This window comes from Burkholderia anthina (assembly GCF_001547525.1).
Classification (GTDB): Bacteria; Pseudomonadota; Gammaproteobacteria; order Burkholderiales; family Burkholderiaceae; genus Burkholderia; species Burkholderia semiarida.
Window position 1 is genome coordinate 320087 of the sequence record NZ_CM003769.1, and the last position, 18273, is coordinate 338359.

Here is an 18273-nt window from a genome sequence, read left to right on the forward strand (position 1 = left end):
GGTGAGTCGATTGTCATCAATATAGGCGCCTCCGGCGACTAACCGCTCTTGGCCGGCTGCAGCCCGATGCGTTCCGGCTGCGGCCGACCCGAAGCGGCCCCTCGAATTTGCCCAAAACCGCCATTCAAAGGATGAGTCGAAGCATTTGGCCCCTGTAAGATCAGCGGGCAACGTCCAAATAGTTGACGCGCAGTGATGTCCCCTCAAACCAACGTTGATCATTGGCATAGCGCCGCATTGTGCAGAATTGTCCTGGCCGTCGACTGATAGTCAATCACATTGGCAGGTGGCAGCCCGAAAGTGTCGCCATCGTCGAGGTTCTGCATTGCTCTCGTCGGCGCAAGTGTCTCGAGGCATTTCGCCTTGTCGCCCAGATGGTATTGGGTCACAGCAAGTTCGCTGCGCACGCGATCGACTTCGATCCAATTCATGTAGATCGAACATTGGTCGATCAAGGACGTGAAAACCGTAGCCGCTACATCATAGCTCTTCCTCGTGTACGCTGCCCGCGCCTCTTTGATGCGTCCCGTGCGCGCACGATCGGTACACGCCGCGGGCGGTTTTCGATACAGCCCGTCGAACCATGCTCGTGCACCACAATACGATCGGCAAGCTTCGGTGTCGCTCAAGGTGATTTGCAAAGCCCTCTGTTTTTCCGAGAAAGCAAGGCGGCATGTTTCGCCGCCATCACTCACTACGCCCGTATTCTCTTTGATCGAGCCTGTTAGCGAGCATGTGTGGTCGTTTGCACCAATCGTGTCAATCGTAAAGTTACCGTCTTTAACAACCAGCCTTCCGTGCTCGTGACCACCTTCAACATAGAAGTATTCACCGGGCTCCATAGCCAGCACATTTGCTGCGCTAAAGGTACCTGCAACACAAGTGAAGGTGATGAACCGCAGGATGAGATGAATCGTTCTTCGGTGCGATGTCATCGTGGTCCTTAGAAAATAGTTAGCTTTGGCTTGCGATCCCTCATACACCCCGCAAACCGGGGCATCATCAATTGGGGTCTCATGGCAAGAGATAGTTGACGTTCTATATCCGTCTGTTGAAGGTCCGTTCGTAGCCGACAGCGATTGCAGCCATTGGTGCCATTAAATGTCGCGCGACAAGTGGGCATTCAGGGCGTTTTCGTTTGTACGCGCTGCTTAACCGCGGCATTCATCGCGTGGAACTTTAGCCGAGTTTCTTCGATTACGTCTTTCGTCAACCGCCCAACGACTAATCCCGAAAAAGACTCCGTTTGCTCAAGATGGGTGCCGCCGGTTACGGCCATGAGGTGAATGCAATGTGTGCCGTCGAATACGCCGCGAATCCATAAACTGCCACGCCAGCAAAGGTCTTGTTCCGGACGAACGACCAGGACAGTCGGCTTGAACACCATTGAATCCGGTCCAGTGCCTAGCACAATGCGGATTGTCTCTCCCTCCCTAAAGTCGCCGTCAACACGAGTAATGAAAGGGTTCCAATCCGGATACGCTGTGCTGTTCGATACCACGTTCCAGACAACGGCAGGCGGCCGATCAATGAGAATGTCAGCACGCACGCTGCTATCTTCGTGCAAGACCCAAAGGGTTCCAGTCACGCCGACAATAACGACAACGATTCCTTTCAGCAGTAACCCCCGCAAGCCCATATTCGACCCGTAACCGGTTTGGAATTGTACTGCCGCACAGTTTGAATGTATGGATTGTTGACGATCTAGCCAGCCACGTCGAGCGTCTGAACTTGGCCGGTGACGGCCTGTCGTCACCGCCGGCCGCAAGCTGGATGGCGAACCGCGTGAAGCCGCGTCCCCCCAGTTCCCCCACTTCACGCGCCTCTCGGCAACCGCACCGTGAATACCGTTTCCGTCCGGTCGGACCGCGCATCGATCCAGCCGCGATGCGCCTTCGCGATTTCGTTGGCGATGAACAAACCGAGCCCCAGGCCGCCATCGTCACGCTTCCTGTCCGGACGGTCCTCGCCACGCTGCAGCGGATCGAAGATACGGTCCAGCGTGAGCCGATCGATCACCGGCCCGCGATTGCCGACCTCGACGAACACTTCCGAATCGTTCGCCGCGGCCGTCACCCGCACCGGGGTCCCGGGCGTTCCGTACTTCACGGCATTGCCCACCAGATTGCTCAGCAACTGCTGCATTCGCTGATCGTCCCAATCGCCGCGGAGGTCGCCACTGATATCGACGTCGATATCGCGATCAGGGTGCCCCGCCCGCAGTTCGTCCACCACATTGGCGAGCACGTGAGCGAGATCGACATGGCGAGGAACGACGTTGATGCCGAGTCCGAGCTGCGTCCGGTTGAAATCGCAAAGATCGTCGAGAAGGCCCTGCATGCGCCCCCCGCTCCTGATCAACCGGCCAGCGGCCTCGGACACTTCCTCGCCCGCATTGAGTGCGGAGAGATACGACGCCGTGACCTGAATCGTCTGCAACGGCGTGCGCATGTCGTGGCCCAGCATACCCAGCAGCAAGTTACGCGACTGCTCGACCTGTTCGGTAAAAAAGGCGACCGACTCCACCACCGCCTGATCGATCGCTTCATTGAAGCGAATCATGTCGTCCAGATGAGGCGGGCTCGGCTGACATGCGTCGATCCACAAGCGCAGCACGCTGGCGCGCAGTGCGCGATACTCGGCCACCAACTGGTTGATGTTGAAGCCGCGCCGCGCACGCAGCACGGCATGCGTCTGCGCGGCCGTCTCCGCGGTATTCGCCGGCTCGGCCGCGCGCCCCAACGATTTTTCATGTTGTGCCTCCCGCGTTTGCGGAGCGGCGATGTCCTGGGCTACGGCGGTCAGGATCTCGCGCGCGTGATCGCGCAGCCCATGCGAGTTCATGTGCCGCGCAGCCGGTAACAGCGTGGCGGCAAACGCCTCCCACTGGACCAGTATCGGCTCCATGTTTCGTATGATGAAGTCAGCTAGGCGCATGTCGCCCCTCACAATGGAATGAACGGTGGATGCTGCTGTCGAACCGCACGATATCACGTGAAGCCCGGCGGGCGAGCCGATCGTCGCCTCCACGCGGAATCGCCAGCCGGGACGGGAAAGGGAAGCCCACTGCAACGTGCGTACCAGTCGAGTCGCGCAAGCGGCGTACTTCGATCAACCTGGCATCGCCGATAGCGGACACGCGTCGACCCCGTTTTGCAGGAAGGCGCAGCACGAACCTTGCTCCCCGCCCCATTCGACTTTCACCCGGCGGCGGATCCGGCCGCCGCTACGAGATTGCACATGCCCAGGAAAAAATCCAGCATCTGGTTGCGGCATCTTGAACTGTTTTCCGCTGCGGCCGGCGCGCGTCCGAAGAAACGGGCCGGCAAGCCGCGGCCGGCCGCAAAAAAGGCCGCCACGAAGGTCGTTCAACGAACCGGCAAGCCGACCGTCGCCGCCCCTGCCGCCAAACGGACGGGCATCGTGCCCGCCGTCCGCGCTCCGTCGGCCCGGCCGGCCGGCACCTGGCTCCGCTCGTTTCATTCCGCCGGCCCGAGCGCCGGCCGGCTCGTGAACCATCTTGCGTATGCGCTGTACCTCCCCGCGGCACCTGCCAGCACAGCGGGCATGCCGGCCGTCGTCATGCTGCACGGCTGCAAGCAGACGGCCGAATCGTTCGCCGCGGGCACGCGCATCTGCCGTCTCGCCGAGCGGTCCGGTTTCGCCGTGCTGTTTCCCGAGCAGGCCAAGACGGCCCATGCTCATCGCTGCTGGCACTGGCACGGCGACGCGACGCAGTCCGAAGCCGCGGCCGTCGCATCGCTCGTCGACGCGATCGTGAAACGCCACGGCTTCGATCGCGACCGAATCTACGTGGCCGGCCTGTCCGCCGGCGCCGGGCTCGCCGCGGCGCTGGCGCTACGGTATCCCGACCGCTTCGCGGCCGTCGGACTGCATTCCGGCCCGGCCATCGCGCCGCCGTCGTCGACGATGGCCGCGATGAGCCTGATGCGTCGCGGCATCCGCGACGATCCGATCCACGCGCTCGACGCGTGCGCCGACGTCGCGTCCTATCCCGGCATGCCGGCGCTCGTCGTGCACGGCGCGCTCGATACGGTCGTGACCGACCGGAACGCGGCGCAGCTCGGCATCGCGTTCGCGCGGCTCAACCGGCTCGTCGACGAACATGGTGCGATCCGCGTCGGCGAGCAACGCAGCTACGCGCAGGGCGATGCGGACTTTATCGATTATCTGAAGGGTGGACGGTTGATCGTCCGGGTGTGCATCGTGCGCGGGCTGCCGCATGCCTGGAGCGGCGGAGATCCCGGCGAGCCGTTCCATTCCGCCAAGGGGCCGGACGCGACGGCGATGTTCTGGCAATTCTTCCGTCGTCAGCGCCGCAAACGACTGGCGTGACGCACGACACCCGCACCGCCGGCCGTCGCGTCGTCACGCCCGTTGCTCCAGCGCGGCCGCGGCCGCGCGGTCGCCGGCGCGCCGAACGGGCAACCGTATCCGGAACGTCGTGCCGCGCCCCGGCTCGCTCGTCACGTCGATCATGCCACGATGACGCTCGACGATGCCGTGCGAGACCGACAACCCGAGCCCGGTGCCCTGCCCGACCGGCTTCGTGGTGAAGAACGGATCGAAGATCCGCCGGACGACGTCGGATGTCATGCCCGCACCGGTATCGCTGATCTCGATCGACACCTGATCGCCGTCGCTCGACGTGCGGATCGTGATCACGCCGCGCTCGGCAATCGCCTGCGCCGCGTTGACCAGCAGGTTCATGAAAACCTGGTTCAACTGCGACGGCAGGCATTCGACGTGCGGGAGATCGCCGTAATCGCGCACGATGTCGGCCTTGTACTTCAGCTCGTTGTGGACGACGTTGAGCGTGCTCTCGAGGCCCGCATGCAGATCGACCACGCTCCATTCGTCGCTGGCCGGGCGCGAGAAATCGCGCAAGTCCTGCACGATGCGACGCACGCGCAATGCGCCGTCGATCGACTCGTCGATCAGCGGCGCGATCTCGCCGCGGACGTAGTCGAGATCCGCGGCACGGTGCACGGCCGTCAGCGCGTCGCGGGTGGCCGGATCGAGTTGCGGCAGCGCGGCTTCATGCGCGGCGACCACGTCGAGCAGGCTGCGCACCCACGTCTTCAACGTGTTGAGGTTCGCGCTGACGAAGCCGATCGGATTGTTGATCTCGTGCGCGACGCCGGCCGCGAGCTGACCGATCGACGCGAGCTTCTCCGATTGCAGCAACTGTTCGTGCGTTTCCTCGAGCGCATGCAGCAGGCGCCGCTGTTCGTCCTTCTCCTGTTCGAGCAGCGCGTGCGCGGCCTTGCGTTCGTCGATCTCGGTCGCCATGTTCTCGCGCGTGCGTTGCAGCATCCGCGTCGTCTGCTCGTAGCTGTGCAGCGCGCGTTCGAGTTCGCCGGTTCGCAACCGCACGAGCCGTTCGAGCGTATCGGTCATCCCGCGCAGGAAAGTTGTGCGCGCATCGAAACGGCACACCAGCAGCGTGACGACCAGCGTCGCCATCGTAAACAACGCGACGGTCGTCGCGAGCCACGGCGCGTCGACGCCGTTCGCGGCGCCGCACCGCGCATCCGGCGCGAAGTGCGCGGCCGCCATCGCCGTGTAGTGCATGCCGGTAATCGCGACGCCCATGATGACGGCCGCGCCGATGCGTTGCGCGGTCGCGTGATGCGCCTGCCGCATGCGCAACGCCTGCGCGATCCACAGCGCGGCCGTCGACGCGATCACCGCGATCCCGATCGACGCGGCGAACAGCGCGGCGTCGTAGCGAATGCCGGGCTGCATGTGCATCGCGGCCATCCCCGTGTAGTGCATGCCGGCGATCCCGCCGCCCATCAGCACGCCGCCCGCGCACAGCCGCCGCCAGCCCAGCCGCGCGCGCGTGACGACGTTCAGCGCGAAGTACGACACGAGCACCGCGATCGCCAGCGAGGCGCCGGTTTCCTGCCATGCGTAGCCGAGCGGCACCGGCAGCGAAAACGCGAGCATGCCGACGAAATGCATCGACCAGATTCCGGTGCCCATCGCCGCGGCCCCGCCGCCGAGCCATGCGCGCTTGAGCTTCGGATTGTCGAGCAGCGAAATGAACGCGGCGAGATCGAGCGTCGTATAGGAGGCCAGCGTCGCGATCGCGAGCGACAGCAGGACGAGCGGAAGATTGTAGATGCCATGCATGATCGGACGCCCGGAACGGGTTGAATGCATCGCCGCGGCGCGGGCGGTCGCGCGCCCCGCGGCCATCAGGCCGACGTTCGATGTCAGGCCGGCGGCGCGCCTGCGTGGGGAGCGCGCGTCTGGCCGGCCGGACGCGCGAGCACGAGAATGTCGAACGGCGTGCCCTCCCGCGTCTCGAAGCGGCGCACGAGCTCGATCTGGTGGGCGGACATCACGCTTCCCTTCGTCATCAACAACACGCCGCGATGCGTGCGCAAATCGTCGGCGAGCTCCATCCCTTCGCGCAGTTGAGCCGACCGGATTTCCGCGACGGACGCCGCGATGCCTAGACTCGCCGGATCCCGCATCAACTCGATGAAGTCGGCGACCAGTTGCGGGTCGTACCGCACGCTCGCCTGCGAGCGCAACACGTCGATCGCCTGCTCGATCGAATGCGGTGCGCCGATTTCGCCGTGGCGCAGGCCTTCGAAATCGCGCGCGATCGCGACGATCCGCGACCCGATCGGGATCGCGTCGCCGACCAGCCCGTCCGGCGTGCCGCGGCCGTTGAAGCGCTCGTACTGGTGCAGCACGATCGACGCGACCTTGTGCAACTGGGCGACGGGCGTCAGCACCATCTGCGCCCGCAACGGATGCTCCTGGAACACGCGGTGCTCGTCCGTGGTCATCTTCGCGAGCGGCTTGTGCAGCAATTCGTCCGGCAGCGACAGCTTGCCGATGCCGTGCAACAGCCCCGCGAAATAGACGTCCTGCGCGTGCAGTTCGCTCATTCCGGCGGCCAGCGCGAGCCGCCGCGCGATCTCGCCGACGCGCATCGCATGCCCGCTCGCGGCCCCGCAGCGCAGCTCGATCATGCTCGCGCACACCTGAACCATCGCCGTGAAGCTGCTTTTCAGGTCGCCTTGCGCCGCTTCGAGGAACATCACCGTCTGGCCAAGCTCCTCGGTGCGCGCGCGAACCTGCGTTTCGAGGTCCGTATTGAAACGGCGCAGCGCTTCGTTCTGCGCCTCCGTCAGCGCCGCCAGCCGCGCCGCTTCGCGACGCAGACGGCGCTGCTCCAGCGCCTGCTCGATGGTCAGCAGCAGGTCGTGATCGTCCCACGGCTTGTTCAGGTAGCGATAGACGCCGCCTTCGTTGACGGCCTGCACGACCGACGCGATCTCCGCATAGCCGGTCAGCAAAATGCGCATCGTGTCCGGGTACAGCGCCCGCGCGCGCGCCAGGAATTCCGCGCCGCTCATGTGCGGCATCCGCATGTCGGACACGATCAGGTCGATGTCGGTCGACGCGAGGATGTCGAGCGCGGCCTCGCCGCTGTCGGCGGTCACGATGTCGTAGCCGGTGGGCCGGAATACGCGCCTGAGCGCGGACAACACGTTCGGTTCGTCGTCGACCAGCAGGATCGACGCCGCTTCGCCGGATGCCGCCGCGGTGTCGGACGTTTCGGGCGGCACGGCATTCACGCCGTTTGTTGCAGATGTCGTCATAATCGGCCTCGGATCAATTATTTACGCCCTCTCTGCAACATCGGCCGGCTCCGCGTTTTCCACATCGGGGGAAACGCTAATACGTGCGCGTCGATTTCAACCGGCATGCATCGCGCGAACGCGACGTCGTCGCCGTGGCCGGTTCGCGCCGGTAGTAGATGTCCCATCGCGCTTCGGCGGTTCGCACGAAACCGTGCCGTTCGTAGAAGCGGTTCGAGTCGCTGCCGCGCAATGCGCCGACGCGAACGGGCATCCGGTGTTCGTCGGCTTCGGCGAGGATCCGGCGCAGCACGGCGGCGCCGATACCCTTGCGCTGATGCGCGGGCAGGATGTACAGGTGGTCGAGCAACCAGTGGTCCGCCATCGGGCGAAGCGTGTAGAAGCCCGCACGCGAATGGCCGGCTTCGATGAAACGGCATTGCGCGGGGTCGAACGACGCGAGAAACCGGTCGCGCGCACGCTGCGGATCGAAACGGCCGATGCGCTCGAGGCTGTCGCGCATCGCGGCGATGCGGATCGCGACGAGCGTGTCGGCGTCGGCGTGCGTGACGGGGACGAAGGTCAGGGACATTGTCTTTGGCTGGCGGAGGATGCACGGAGAAGCAAGCGCCCGGCCTGGCGGCGCCGCGCCACCGGGCATCGAGGACGGACGACGTCGCCCGTGCGCCTCGCTGCGTCGCGCTCGCGTGGCCGGAAATCCTTCGCCGATTATCTCGCGCTTCACCGACGAATGAGGCCAACCGAGCCCGGGCGTCTTCGTTCGACGCGGGCTTCGGCGCGGCACGTCACCCTCTGGTCGGTGAGCGCGAAGCAAACGAACCGATGCAATCGGCTCAATGGAATAAAAAGCGCTGGCCGGTGAACCGGCCAGCAAAAAGGTCCTGGCGATCCGAGGTTGGTGTGTGCCAGAACCACATGCATTGAACGGCGCGCGGTGTGACGGGCGGGCATGTCAAACGATCGATCAGGCCGATCGGAGCGTTGCCCGCTCGAAGCCGCGCAATAATCTGTGATCGCAGTTCAGGCCAGGCTAACCGATGCGTTCAGGTTTGCGCTCACGCCCGCGAACCTGAACGCATTGTCGGGCGTCAGTACTTCCCATGTCGCGATCATCTCGTCGGTCGGCAGATAGTCGGGATCGGCCGACGCGACCCCGATCCATACGCCTTGGGATACCTGCCTGCCATGGAGATAAAAGTGCAGCTCCCGGCCTGCGCGTTCGCACGTGCACCGGATCCTCTCCACCGATCGGCCCAGTTTTCTGATCCGTGCGACCTGGTTGCGATCCAGCTCGAACGTGGCGCTCATCACCCCGTCGCAATCGCCGATGCCAAGCATGTTGCTGTCATCGGTGAACATCCACGACGGATGCGGCGTACCCAGGCGCAGCATGAAAAAATCAGCGGACTCTGAACCAATCATCCTGTTTCTCCGGCAAAAAATACGTCGTTCCACTCACTGAAGCTTGATCGGAACGCACATCCATCCAACCTGTTCCCTTCGCCCTGCCTGAATGCTCGAACGGACGTGCGCCAGCGCCTGATAATCGGCGGGCTCAACATCGCCACGCGCGGCGTCCGTCGCTTCCGAAGCACCTACACGCTTGCCTGACCCGTGACGGGTTCCGCGGCGATACTGTCGGAACCGGAAAGTCTCACCGCAACAGCGGCTGCCGCCGTGCTCCCGTAGACGTTGAGGGCGGTTCTCCCCATGTCGAAAAACGCGTCGACGCCCAGGAGGAGGAGCACCGCATCGGCCGGCAACCCGATCGACGTCAGAACGATGGTGATGGCGACGATCGCCCCGGAGGGCACGTTGGCTGCGCCGTCGATGGTGATGATCGTCAAGATCAGAATCGTGATCGCGAGCGGCCAGGACCACGCAAGGTGATAGGCGTCGGCCAGATAGCCGACCGCAAGAGCCGTGTAGAGCACCGCGCCGTCGCGGTTGAAAATATAGGCGAGAGGCAAGATCGTCGACGCCACGCCGTACGGAACGCCCAATTCAACGAGTTTCTTCAGATGCAGCGGGTAGGTAATTTCGGAAGAGCGCGTCGTGAAGCCGAGGATCAGCGGTTCCCTCACCTTCCTGAGCACGGCCAGAGGCGACTGACCGGCGACGCGAATGACGGCCGTGAGTACAACCGCGAGAATCGCCATGCCGAGATAGGCGACGCCCAGAAGCTCGATAAGCGAGTGCGCGCCCGCAAAGCCCTTGGCTGACAGCAACTGCGCGATCGCGGCGAAGATCGCGAGCGGCGACCATGCGATTACCCACTGGACCATCTTGAACAGCCCCGACAGCAGCGCCTCGAACACGGCGATCGCAGGCTCGGCGCGCTCGGGGGACGCCGCCAATGCCGCACCGAAAATGACGCCGAAGACGAGCACCGGCAGCGAATTTCCCGCCGCGAGCGCAGCGACGATGTTTGCGGGAATCAGATCGACGAGAAATTTCGTCCAGTCGATGCTCGACGCGAGCGCCGCGGGCATCGATCCGGATTGCGTCATGCTCGCACCGAGGCCCGGTCGAAATGCAAAGTTGAGCAGCAAGCCGAGCGACGCGGCCAGGCCCGTCATCAACACGAAGAAGCCGATACTGGACAGGGCGACCTTTCCGAGCCGCTCGCGAAGTCTGCCGGCCCGAAAGACTCCGACCGTGACCGACAGGAAGATCAGCGGCATGACGACCATCTTGATCGCGTGGCCGAACATCGCGCTCAGAAAGCCGAGCTTCGCGGCAAAGCCCGGAGCAAACACGCCGCACGCGGCGCCCAGGACGAGTCCGCCAAGCATCTGCATCGGGAGGGAAAGCCCCTTATTTTTCGTGTTCATGCCGTGCCTTTAACAGTTTGATCCGTGCCGGCGTACCGTCAACGATGTGATTCCACATATGCTGACGTGCAAGCTCGCCGTCGTTCGCTTCGATTGCGTGAAAGATGTGCAGGTGCTCGATCGTGCCGCGCCGAACGGTTTCGGCGTCGCCGCGCGGGAGTTCGTTCAGGGCCAGGGTCTGGGCCCGCAACAGACCATACGCCGACGAGATCCGGACGTTCCGTGCGGCAGCGAACAACTCTTGATGAAACACCCAGCCGATACGTTGTTCGAGCATGATGTCCGAGACGTCCCGCTCAACCAGTTCCTGCATTTTTACCGCGGCCTCGCGAAGCCCTGCCGTTGCGCCCGACCTCGCTGCAAGAAACGCCGCGGTACTCTCCAGCGCCAGCCGCATTTCAAAAATTTCGCGGAGATCGCTCGTGGTCGGCGAAGCGACATAGGTGCCGCTCTTTTCGATCACGACGACCAGCCCTTCGGACTCGAGCAAATGCAATGCGCTGCGCACCGGCATCTGGCCGAAACCCAGTTCATCCGACAGGCCTCGATGAGATACTTTCTGTCCAGGCGCAAGCCGGCCGTCAAAGATCCTCGATCGGATCTCGTCGTAGGCAAGCTCTGCATCTGTCGAGACTTTCGACGTCATCTGTGATCGCAGTTAGCGTATGATTGAAAAGAAGTCGCGGATAGGAAATTACCCTTACTCATAACGCACGGCAACTGCTAATTTTGCGAGTGGGTATACCGAAAGAGAAACGGAAGAAAATCCGCGTCACGAAGAGAGCCGATAATTATATGATTTCACAAGATGTGCGCTTTACCATCTGTGCCGTCCGTGCGGAAGAAACCTATCCCCTCAGAGCCGCAATCCTGATGGCGGGAGACGAGGAGGGAAGCGCCCTGCATGGCGACCTCGCCCCCACCACGATGCACTTTGCCGTTCGCGACCACGACGCCATCGTCGCCGTCGCATCGGTTTGCAAGGAAGGACACGCCGGCGTTTCGGGCGCCGACGCGTGGCGCCTGCGCGGCATGGCCGTCCATCCGTCGGTACGCGGCCTGGGATTCGGACGCCTGCTGGTCAATCTGTCCATTCGCCATGTGCGCGAACAACGCGGCATTCTGCTCTGGTGCACGGCGCGCGAATCGGCATACCGGTTCTATGAAATCCTCGGCTTCGATCGCGATCCGATTCCGATTTCAATGCGCGGGCGCGACGACATGAAATTCTATCTAATGCAGCGCCGGATCGAGCGCTGAGTTTCGTCCGCGGCTGACGTTCGAGCTCGGTCGGCGTCAGTGTCCGGCACCGGCCGGCCCGGACAGATATTCAACGATCGCCTCCTCCATTTCAATTATTGCAATCGGGGAGAAAATGGAACGGTTATCCAGAATGACCCTGGCGACCGGGTACTTTCCCTCCTGATGGCTGATCGTCGTGGCGGCCCGCAACTGAATATCGCGTTCACATCCCTTCTCCGCCTTCGCTTGCCGTTGTCGACATTCGGCGGCGCGACGGCGCGCACCTCCATACACCTCGGTTGACGCCGATTCCTATAAGGGAAACCCCGTGCGGCGCGACGTTATCAAACGAGATTAACTTATATCAAACTAATTTTGACGGGAATTTATGTTCCTGATATGGTCTTTCCGCCTGCAAAGCGCGACGACACAGGATAGCTGGAGCGGCAACGAAAGCAAGGAAGCCGCTTTCGTTCAGGTTGGGGCGCCGCGATCGTTCTGATCGGGGGTGCAGGAAAGGTCGAGCAGCGTCGCGTTCCCCGCATCAAATTGTAAGGATAACGAAATGGTCGAATGTGGCATGCCGATCGGATCGAGCGAGTATATGACGCCGGCCGGCGCGACCGGAACGACGCACAGGCCGTGCGTCGTCATCTGCATTCGAATGCGACACAAGCCGTTTCAATCCGTCCCGAAACTTCTCCTCACAGTGAAATGCAGATGAAAAACAAGAAGATCAACATCAGCGTTATCGCCGTTGCCGCCTTCGCAGCATCGTCGGCAGCAATGGCACAGTCGTCGGTCACCCTGTATGGCATGCTCGATGCCGGTATCGGCTACACGTCGAACGTCAATGGCCACAGCAGGTACGGCCTCGATGGCGGTGCCGCCGGTTCGAACAAGTGGGGCCTCAGGGGGCAGGAGGATCTCGGCGGCGGCCTCCAGGCGGTATTCAAGATCGAGAACGGTTTCAGTATTGGGACGGGCGGCATAGGCGGCCAGGGGCCCATCGGTAACACGCGTTCGCTGTTCAACCGCCAGGCTTACGTCGGCCTCGCGTCCAATCAGTACGGCGCCTTGCGCTTGGGGCGCCAGCTCGACGCCGTGACGGAAATGGTTCAGGTCCTGACGGGCGACGCCATTTCGGCGTCGACCTTCTCGACCCCGGGCGACGTCGACAACAACGACAACACGACGAACCAGAACAACGCGGTGAAGTACATTTCGCCGATCATCCACGGCTTCCAGGCCGAAGCCGCGTACTCGTTCGGCGGCGTGGCCGGCGCAACGGGTTCGGGGCAATCGTGGTCGGCGGCCGCGACCTACGCGCAAGGCGGCCTGACGGTCGCCGGCGGCTACTTTCGTGCGGTCAACCAGGGCGAGAACGGCTGGCTGAACGCAACGGCACAACCGAGTTTCGGCGGCGCGCTGGGCTATCCGAGTTCGGGCTACAACGGTGGCAATGCGTTCAAGAGCGCGGGCATCGCGCAAGTGGCCGCGCAATACGAGGTGGGGCCGTACACGGCTGGCCTGCGCTACTCGAACGCCCAGTACAAGGGCAACGATGGCCAGCCGTCGATCCACTTCAACGTGCTCGGCGCGCTGCTGCAGTACCGGGTCACGCCGGCGCTGTCGCTCGCGACCGGCTACACGTATGTCTACGGTTCCGCGGCCACGCCCGCGCAAGCCGCCGAAGGTCGCACGATGGCCTCGATCAACCAGGTGTCGCTGGGTGCAACGTACTCGCTGTCGAAGAGCACCGCGCTGTACGCGATGGGCGCCTACGTGCATGCGAAGGGCGCGCAGGCCTCGGCCGCCGACTTCGGCAACACCTCGTCGGGCGGCAACCAGGTTCAGGTCAACATCGGCATGTTCCACGGCTTCTGATCGCCGACCGGCAACACCGGCGCAGTGGCGGCACGACCCCGGCGTCGTGCCGCCCGGCCTGATCGGCGAACCTAGCCGCCTTCCTGACTCGCCATGCGTTCCATCCATTCCTCGAACGCGGACACGGCGGCATCGTCGGCGCGATCGGCGTTCGTCACCAGCATGTAGTCGTCGGCACGCCATACCGGCGCCGCGATGGGACACACGAGGCGCCCCTCGGCGAGATCGCGGCCGATCAGCGGCAGCGAGGCCAGCGCCACGCCGAGCCCCTCGATGGCCGCGCCCAACTGAAGATTCACGTGATCGAATTCGACATGGCGCGCGGCCCGCAGATCGGAAGCGCCCGCTTCCTTCAACCAGTGCGACCACGCGGAGCGCGTCGTGGCCGAATGCAGCAGGACGTGATGGCGCAGGTCGGCCACGCTCTGGATCGGATGCTGCCGCAGCAAGGCGGGATTGCAGGCCGGCACGCGCAAATCAGGCATCAACGAGCGCGACACGACGCCCGCGCCCTGCTCGGGACCGGAGCGGACACCGATATCGAACGCGTCGGCGACATAGCGCAGCTTGCGCGACGTCGTCGACACCCTCACGTCGATGTCGGGGTACCGCGAATGAAAATCGGCGAGCCGCGGCAGCAGCCAGCAAAGCGCGAAGCTCATCGGCACGTTCACCCGCACGACGCCTGATATCCGGTGCGTGAACGGGTTGTGGCGCAGCCGCCCCACCGCGGTACCGAGGCGCTCGAACGCGTGGCTGACGTCGTTCAGCAACGCGGCCCCTTCGTCGGTGAGCACGACGCCGCGCGGACGACGGTCGAACAGCGGCAGCCCGAACCAGTCCTCCAGCAACCTGATCTGCTTGCCCACGGCCCAGTGGGTCACGTGCAGTTCCGCCGCGGCAGCCGCGAAGCTGCCGTGCCGCGCGACCGCATCGAAGGCGCGCAGCGCATTGAGCGGGGGCAACTCGCCCCGGGGCTTCGGGGCATCCCGGTTTTCGTTCATGACGTGACTTTTTCTCCCGACTGACGCGATTTTAGCTCAATTGAAATGGCTGTCGCGGCGGCCATAAAATCGACGCATCGAGCGTGAAAGCGATGCCACGGGCGGCTTCCATCCCCCGCTCGCACGGAGCGAATGACGATGCGCCTGCCGGTTTTTTCCCCTCCCGTGATGCAGGAGACTGCGCCACCCCGACGGCGCGTGCTGTGGCTATCGTGCATTGCGCATGCCATGCACGACGGCTATACGGACATGATCTACGCGCTGCTTCCCGTGTGGCAGTCGGAATTCGGGCTCGACTTCGCGGCCCTCGCCATCCTGCGCGGCGTCTATGCCGGCACGATGGCGACGCTGCAATTGTCGGCCGGGCGCCTCGCGCAACGCCTGGGCAGCCGCCCGACCCTCGCAATCGGCACGCTGCTCGCCGCGCTCGGCTATGCGATCGCGGGCATGTCGGGCGGCCTGCTCGGCTTGGGCGTCGCGCTCGCGATTTCGGGCGGCGGCTCCAGCACGCAGCATCCGATCGCGTCGGGCGCCGTCTCCCGCGTCTATGGGCGCGACGCAAGAGGCCCGCTGAGCATCTACAACTTTTCCGGCGATCTGGGGAAATCCGCGCTGCCGGCCGCCATTTCGCTGCTCGTGACGACGATGCCTTGGCGTCATGCGCTATGGATCGTCGCCGGAGTGGGCTGCGTTGTGGCCGCCGTCATCGCGCTCTGGTTTCCCGCCGTGCCACGCACCGCCGCGAACACGACGGTCAAAGACCAGGCGTCCGCTCAACGCAGCGGCACCGGGCGAAGCGGATTCTCCGCGCTGTTTTCGATCGGCGTGCTCGATACGGCCGTACGCATGGGACTGCTTACCTTTCTGCCGTTCCTGCTCAAGGCCAAGGGGGTCTCGCCGCAACTGCTGGGCACGGCCCTTGCGCTCGTTTTCATCGGCGGCGCGGCCGGCAAATTCATGTGCGGCTGGCTCGGCGCGCGCATGGGCATGGTCAGGACGGTGCTGCTCACGGAGGGCGGGACAGCGGCGTGCATCATCGCGGTGATGTATCTCCCGTTGGCGCCGACCATGGTGCTACTGCCCATTCTGGGTATGATGCTCAACGGCACTTCATCGGTGCTGTACGGGACCGTGCCGGAGATGTCCGCGCCCGAACGCACCGAGCGCGCATTCGCGATCTTCTATACCGGGACGATCGCGTCGGGCGCGCTGTCGCCCGTGCTCTACGGTTTCCTGGGCGACTGGATCGGCGTGCACGGCGCCACCTATGCGACCGCGTTGACGGCCCTCGCGATTTTTCCGCTCGCCCTCGCGCTGCGCCCGCATCTGGCGGACGACTCGACAGGATGAACACCATGACGAAACCTGACTACCCGACCGTCGCCCTCGTCGGTCCGGGCGCAATCGGAACGACCGTCGCCGCGGCCCTTCATGAAGCCGGCCGCACGCCGGTGATCTGCGGCCGCTCGGCGCACGCGCAACTGAAGTTGCGCTTCGACGGCGGCGAAATCGTCGTGCCCGGGCCCGTGCTGACCGATCCGCAAGCGATCAAGAACCGGTTCGATCTGGTGTTCGTTGCGGTCAAGTCGACGCAGATAGCGAGCGCGGCGCCCTGGGTCTCCGCGCTCTGCGACGCGAATACCGTCGTCTGCGTGCTGCAAAACGGCGTCGAGCAACAGGCCGCGTTCGCACCGTATGCGGCCGGCGCCGCGGTCGTGCCATCGGTCGTCTGGTTTCCCGCGCAACGCGAATCGGGCGAGTCGGTGTGGCTGCGCGGCAAGCCCCGGCTCACCCTGCCCGATACGCCGGCCGGCAACGTGGTGGCCTCGGCGTTGCGCGGCACGCGCTGCTCGCCCGAGGTGGCGGACGATTTCATCTCGCTCGCGTGGCGAAAGCTTTTGCAGAACGCGGTGGCGGGGCTCATGGTGCTGACCGGTCGCCGCGCCGGCATGTTCTCGCGAAGCGACATCACCGAACTGTCGCTCGCCTACCTGCGGGAATGTCTCGCGGTCGCGCGTGCGGAGGGCGCGAAGCTGGGCGATGAAGTGCCGCAGGAGATCATCGATGGATTCCACGGCTTTCCGCCCGATTTGGGAACGTCCATTCTGGCCGACCGGCAGGGCAACCGCCCGCTCGAATGGGACTGCCGCAATGGCGTCGTGCAGCGATACGGACGAGCGCACGGCATTCCGACGCCGATCAGCGATCTGGTCGTGCCGCTGCTCGCGGCCGCGAGCGACGGGCCGGGCTGATGCCGGACCGCCACAAATACCCTGCGCCAAAAGGCGGCACTAACGTCTGACAAAAGATGCTTGCTGCCGCTCCGTACGAATCAATCGCCGTCGCCAGCCGCCCGGCGCGCGCCGATGCGACGTCAATTCCGGTAAAAATTGACCGGCCGAACAAAATGTTACCGTTCGTTTCAAAGATGTCCAGATAGTGAGTTGCCGTCCGGCTATTCTTCCGTCACCCACAATAACAATCCCATCTGGGGGTGACATATGAACACCATCATCAAGAGCGCCCTGTGCGCCGCCTTCGTGCCGTTCGTACTCGCTGGCTGCGGCGGCGGCGACGACGGCGGCGGCACGCAAACCGGTACGCTGCACGTCGCGATGACGGACGCGCCTTCCTGCGGCTTCGACCATGTGTACGTCACCGTCTCGCAGGTCCGGGTCAACGCCAACGCGAATGCCTCCGACAACGATGCCGGCTGGTCGACCGTTTCCCTCGCGACGCCGCAGAAGATCGACCTGCTGTCGCTGACCAACGGCGTGCTCGCCGATCTGGGCCAGACCGCGCTGCCCGCCGGCCAGTATCAGCAAGTCCGGCTGGTGCTCGCGCAGAATCAAGGCAACAACCTCGCGAACTCGGTCGTCCCGACCGGGGGCTCGGAACAGGCGCTCGCCACGCCGAGCGCGACGCAAAGCGGCTACAAGATCATCCAGCCGTTCACGGTCCAGCCCAACACGCTCGTCGATCTCGTGCTCGACTTCAATGCATGCAAGTCGATCGTCCAGCGCGGCAACGGCTCGTATGCGCTGAAGCCGGTCGTCACCGCGATCCCGACCGTCGTGAGCGGCGCGATCTCCGGTTACGTCGCATCGGCCGAAGCCGGCTCGACCGTCTATGCCGAACAGGGCGGCAAGGTCGTTCGCGGCACGGTGGCCGACAGTTCCGGGAAGTTCGTGCTGTCGCCGCTGATCCAGAGCTCGACGCAGGGCAACTACGACGTCGTGATCGTGAAGAACAACTTCGCGTCGGGTATCGTCCGCTCGGTGCCGGTGGTGGTGAACACGACCACGGCGGTGTCGGCGTCGAGCGCACCGATCACGCTGCCTGCGTCGACGATGAGCACCGTCAGCGGTACGGTCACGGCCAGCGCGAACGCCTTCGTGCGCGCGCTGCAGACGATCGATGCGAACGCGTACGAGATCACGTCGATCAACGCGAACATGGACACCGGCGCCTATTCGCTGTCCGTGCCCACTGGCGCGCCGATCGTCGGCACCTACTCGGGGTCGCTGCCGGTCGCGCTGGCCGCGGCGCCGGCCGCCGCAGGCCAATACACGATCGAGGCCGACGCGGCATCGGGGGCGACCCAATCGGCAAACGTCAACGCAACGACCAGTCAGTCCAACGTCAACTTCAGTTTCTGAC

General features: G+C 64.2%; 17 protein-coding genes. 6 read left to right on the forward strand and 11 right to left on the reverse strand.

The window, feature by feature from the left end; genetic code table 11:
- Nucleotides 1-218: 218 nt before the first annotated feature.
- The 3 genes from WS64_RS17660 to WS64_RS17665 form a co-directional block, all read right to left on the reverse strand.
- Entirely contained in the window at nt 219-935 is a 717-nt protein-coding gene (locus WS64_RS17660; protein ID WP_060967148.1) for a hypothetical protein, read from the reverse strand.
- Nucleotides 936-1123: 188 nt separating this feature from the next.
- Nucleotides 1124-1633 (reverse strand): SRPBCC family protein, encoded by a 510-nt coding sequence (locus WS64_RS33025; RefSeq protein WP_167351633.1) that lies wholly within the window; start codon nt 1631-1633, stop codon nt 1124-1126.
- Between the two features lie 182 nt (nt 1634-1815).
- Complete coding sequence (locus WS64_RS17665; protein ID WP_060967149.1) at nt 1816-2937, reverse strand: sensor histidine kinase; 1122 nt, start codon at nt 2935-2937, stop codon at nt 1816-1818.
- A gap of 303 nt (nt 2938-3240) precedes the next feature.
- On the opposite strand from WS64_RS17665, the gene WS64_RS17670 reads away from it, so the two are divergent.
- Nucleotides 3241-4356 (forward strand): extracellular catalytic domain type 1 short-chain-length polyhydroxyalkanoate depolymerase, encoded by a 1116-nt coding sequence (locus tag WS64_RS17670; protein WP_060967150.1) that lies wholly within the window; start codon nt 3241-3243, stop codon nt 4354-4356.
- Between the two features lie 33 nt (nt 4357-4389).
- Here WS64_RS17670 and WS64_RS17675 read toward each other — a convergent pair whose 3' ends face one another.
- The 6 genes from WS64_RS17675 to WS64_RS17700 all read right to left on the reverse strand — a co-directional run bounded on the left by WS64_RS17675 (nt 4390) and on the right by WS64_RS17700 (nt 11126).
- Nucleotides 4390-6159 carry a histidine kinase gene (locus tag WS64_RS17675; RefSeq protein ID WP_060967481.1) on the reverse strand — a complete coding sequence of 590 codons (1770 nt, stop codon included), beginning with the start codon at nt 6157-6159 and terminating at the stop codon, nt 4390-4392.
- Between the two features lie 83 nt (nt 6160-6242).
- Nucleotides 6243-7646, reverse strand: coding sequence for a response regulator c-di-GMP phosphodiesterase, NosR family (locus WS64_RS17680; RefSeq protein WP_060967151.1), 1404 nt, complete (start codon nt 7644-7646; stop codon nt 6243-6245).
- A gap of 76 nt (nt 7647-7722) precedes the next feature.
- Nucleotides 7723-8217: a GNAT family N-acetyltransferase gene (locus WS64_RS17685; RefSeq protein ID WP_060967152.1), complete on the reverse strand. Its 495-nt coding sequence runs from the start codon at nt 8215-8217 to the stop codon at nt 7723-7725.
- A gap of 449 nt (nt 8218-8666) precedes the next feature.
- The gene (locus WS64_RS17690; protein WP_060967153.1) at nt 8667-9068 is read right to left on the reverse strand and encodes a hypothetical protein; all 402 of its coding nucleotides are present in this window, start codon (nt 9066-9068) and stop codon (nt 8667-8669) included.
- Between the two features lie 173 nt (nt 9069-9241).
- A complete protein-coding gene (locus WS64_RS17695) occupies nt 9242-10480 on the reverse strand; it encodes a dicarboxylate/amino acid:cation symporter (protein ID WP_060967154.1) in 1239 nt (412 codons plus the stop codon).
- Nucleotides 10464-11126, reverse strand: coding sequence for a GntR family transcriptional regulator (locus WS64_RS17700; RefSeq protein WP_059577463.1), 663 nt, complete (start codon nt 11124-11126; stop codon nt 10464-10466). Before WS64_RS17700 ends, WS64_RS17695 begins: the two co-directional genes overlap by 17 nt.
- Nucleotides 11127-11275: 149 nt before the next feature.
- On the opposite strand from WS64_RS17700, the gene WS64_RS17705 reads away from it, so the two are divergent.
- The gene (locus tag WS64_RS17705; protein ID WP_060967155.1) at nt 11276-11740 is read left to right on the forward strand and encodes a GNAT family N-acetyltransferase; all 465 of its coding nucleotides are present in this window, start codon (nt 11276-11278) and stop codon (nt 11738-11740) included.
- 456 nt (nt 11741-12196) lie between these two features.
- On the opposite strand, the gene WS64_RS17710 is transcribed toward WS64_RS17705, so the two are convergent.
- Nucleotides 12197-12376, reverse strand: coding sequence for a hypothetical protein (locus WS64_RS17710; RefSeq protein ID WP_124657540.1), 180 nt, complete (start codon nt 12374-12376; stop codon nt 12197-12199).
- Between the two features lie 66 nt (nt 12377-12442).
- On the opposite strand from WS64_RS17710, the gene WS64_RS17715 reads away from it, so the two are divergent.
- On the forward strand, nt 12443-13609 hold the full coding sequence (locus WS64_RS17715; RefSeq protein WP_059637909.1) for a porin: 1167 nt from the start codon (nt 12443-12445) through the stop codon (nt 13607-13609).
- Between the two features lie 71 nt (nt 13610-13680).
- Here WS64_RS17715 and gcvA read toward each other — a convergent pair whose 3' ends face one another.
- Nucleotides 13681-14613 (reverse strand): transcriptional regulator GcvA, encoded by a 933-nt coding sequence (gene gcvA / locus WS64_RS17720; protein ID WP_060967157.1) that lies wholly within the window; start codon nt 14611-14613, stop codon nt 13681-13683.
- 138 nt (nt 14614-14751) lie between these two features.
- Between gcvA and WS64_RS17725 the strand changes: the two genes are divergently transcribed.
- The 3 genes from WS64_RS17725 to WS64_RS17735 all read left to right on the forward strand — a co-directional run bounded on the left by WS64_RS17725 (nt 14752) and on the right by WS64_RS17735 (nt 18272).
- Nucleotides 14752-15963, forward strand: coding sequence for an MFS transporter (locus WS64_RS17725; RefSeq protein ID WP_060967483.1), 1212 nt, complete (start codon nt 14752-14754; stop codon nt 15961-15963).
- Between the two features lie 5 nt (nt 15964-15968).
- Nucleotides 15969-16865, forward strand: a complete 897-nt coding sequence (locus tag WS64_RS17730) for an oxidoreductase (protein WP_060967482.1) — start codon at nt 15969-15971, stop codon at nt 16863-16865.
- Nucleotides 16866-17114: 249 nt separating this feature from the next.
- Nucleotides 17115-18272, forward strand: a complete 1158-nt coding sequence (locus WS64_RS17735; protein WP_060967158.1) for a DUF4382 domain-containing protein — start codon at nt 17115-17117, stop codon at nt 18270-18272.
- Nucleotide 18273 lies beyond the last annotated feature (1 nt).

Bases quoted from the DNA above. Each gene is read 5' to 3' on its own strand.
- WS64_RS17660 (WP_060967148.1), bottom strand. From the start codon at position 935: ATGACATCGCACCGAAGAACGATTCATCTCATCCTGCGGTTCATCACC.
- WS64_RS17665 (WP_060967149.1), bottom strand. From the start codon at position 2,937: ATGCGCCTAGCTGACTTCATCATACGAAACATGGAGCCGATACTGGTC.
- WS64_RS17670 (WP_060967150.1), top strand. From the start codon at position 3,241: ATGCCCAGGAAAAAATCCAGCATCTGGTTGCGGCATCTTGAACTGTTT.
- WS64_RS17675 (WP_060967481.1), bottom strand. From the start codon at position 6,159: ATGCATGGCATCTACAATCTTCCGCTCGTCCTGCTGTCGCTCGCGATC.
- WS64_RS17680 (WP_060967151.1), bottom strand. From the start codon at position 7,646: ATGACGACATCTGCAACAAACGGCGTGAATGCCGTGCCGCCCGAAACG.
- WS64_RS17685 (WP_060967152.1), bottom strand. From the start codon at position 8,217: ATGTCCCTGACCTTCGTCCCCGTCACGCACGCCGACGCCGACACGCTC.
- WS64_RS17690 (WP_060967153.1), bottom strand. From the start codon at position 9,068: ATGATTGGTTCAGAGTCCGCTGATTTTTTCATGCTGCGCCTGGGTACG.
- WS64_RS17695 (WP_060967154.1), bottom strand. From the start codon at position 10,480: ATGAACACGAAAAATAAGGGGCTTTCCCTCCCGATGCAGATGCTTGGC.
- WS64_RS17700 (WP_059577463.1), bottom strand. From the start codon at position 11,126: ATGACGTCGAAAGTCTCGACAGATGCAGAGCTTGCCTACGACGAGATC.
- WS64_RS17705 (WP_060967155.1), top strand. From the start codon at position 11,276: ATGATTTCACAAGATGTGCGCTTTACCATCTGTGCCGTCCGTGCGGAA.
- WS64_RS17710 (WP_124657540.1), bottom strand. From the start codon at position 12,376: ATGACGACGCACGGCCTGTGCGTCGTTCCGGTCGCGCCGGCCGGCGTC.
- WS64_RS17715 (WP_059637909.1), top strand. From the start codon at position 12,443: ATGAAAAACAAGAAGATCAACATCAGCGTTATCGCCGTTGCCGCCTTC.
- gcvA (WP_060967157.1), bottom strand. From the start codon at position 14,613: ATGAACGAAAACCGGGATGCCCCGAAGCCCCGGGGCGAGTTGCCCCCG.
- WS64_RS17725 (WP_060967483.1), top strand. From the start codon at position 14,752: ATGCGCCTGCCGGTTTTTTCCCCTCCCGTGATGCAGGAGACTGCGCCA.
- WS64_RS17730 (WP_060967482.1), top strand. From the start codon at position 15,969: ATGACGAAACCTGACTACCCGACCGTCGCCCTCGTCGGTCCGGGCGCA.
- WS64_RS17735 (WP_060967158.1), top strand. From the start codon at position 17,115: ATGAACACCATCATCAAGAGCGCCCTGTGCGCCGCCTTCGTGCCGTTC.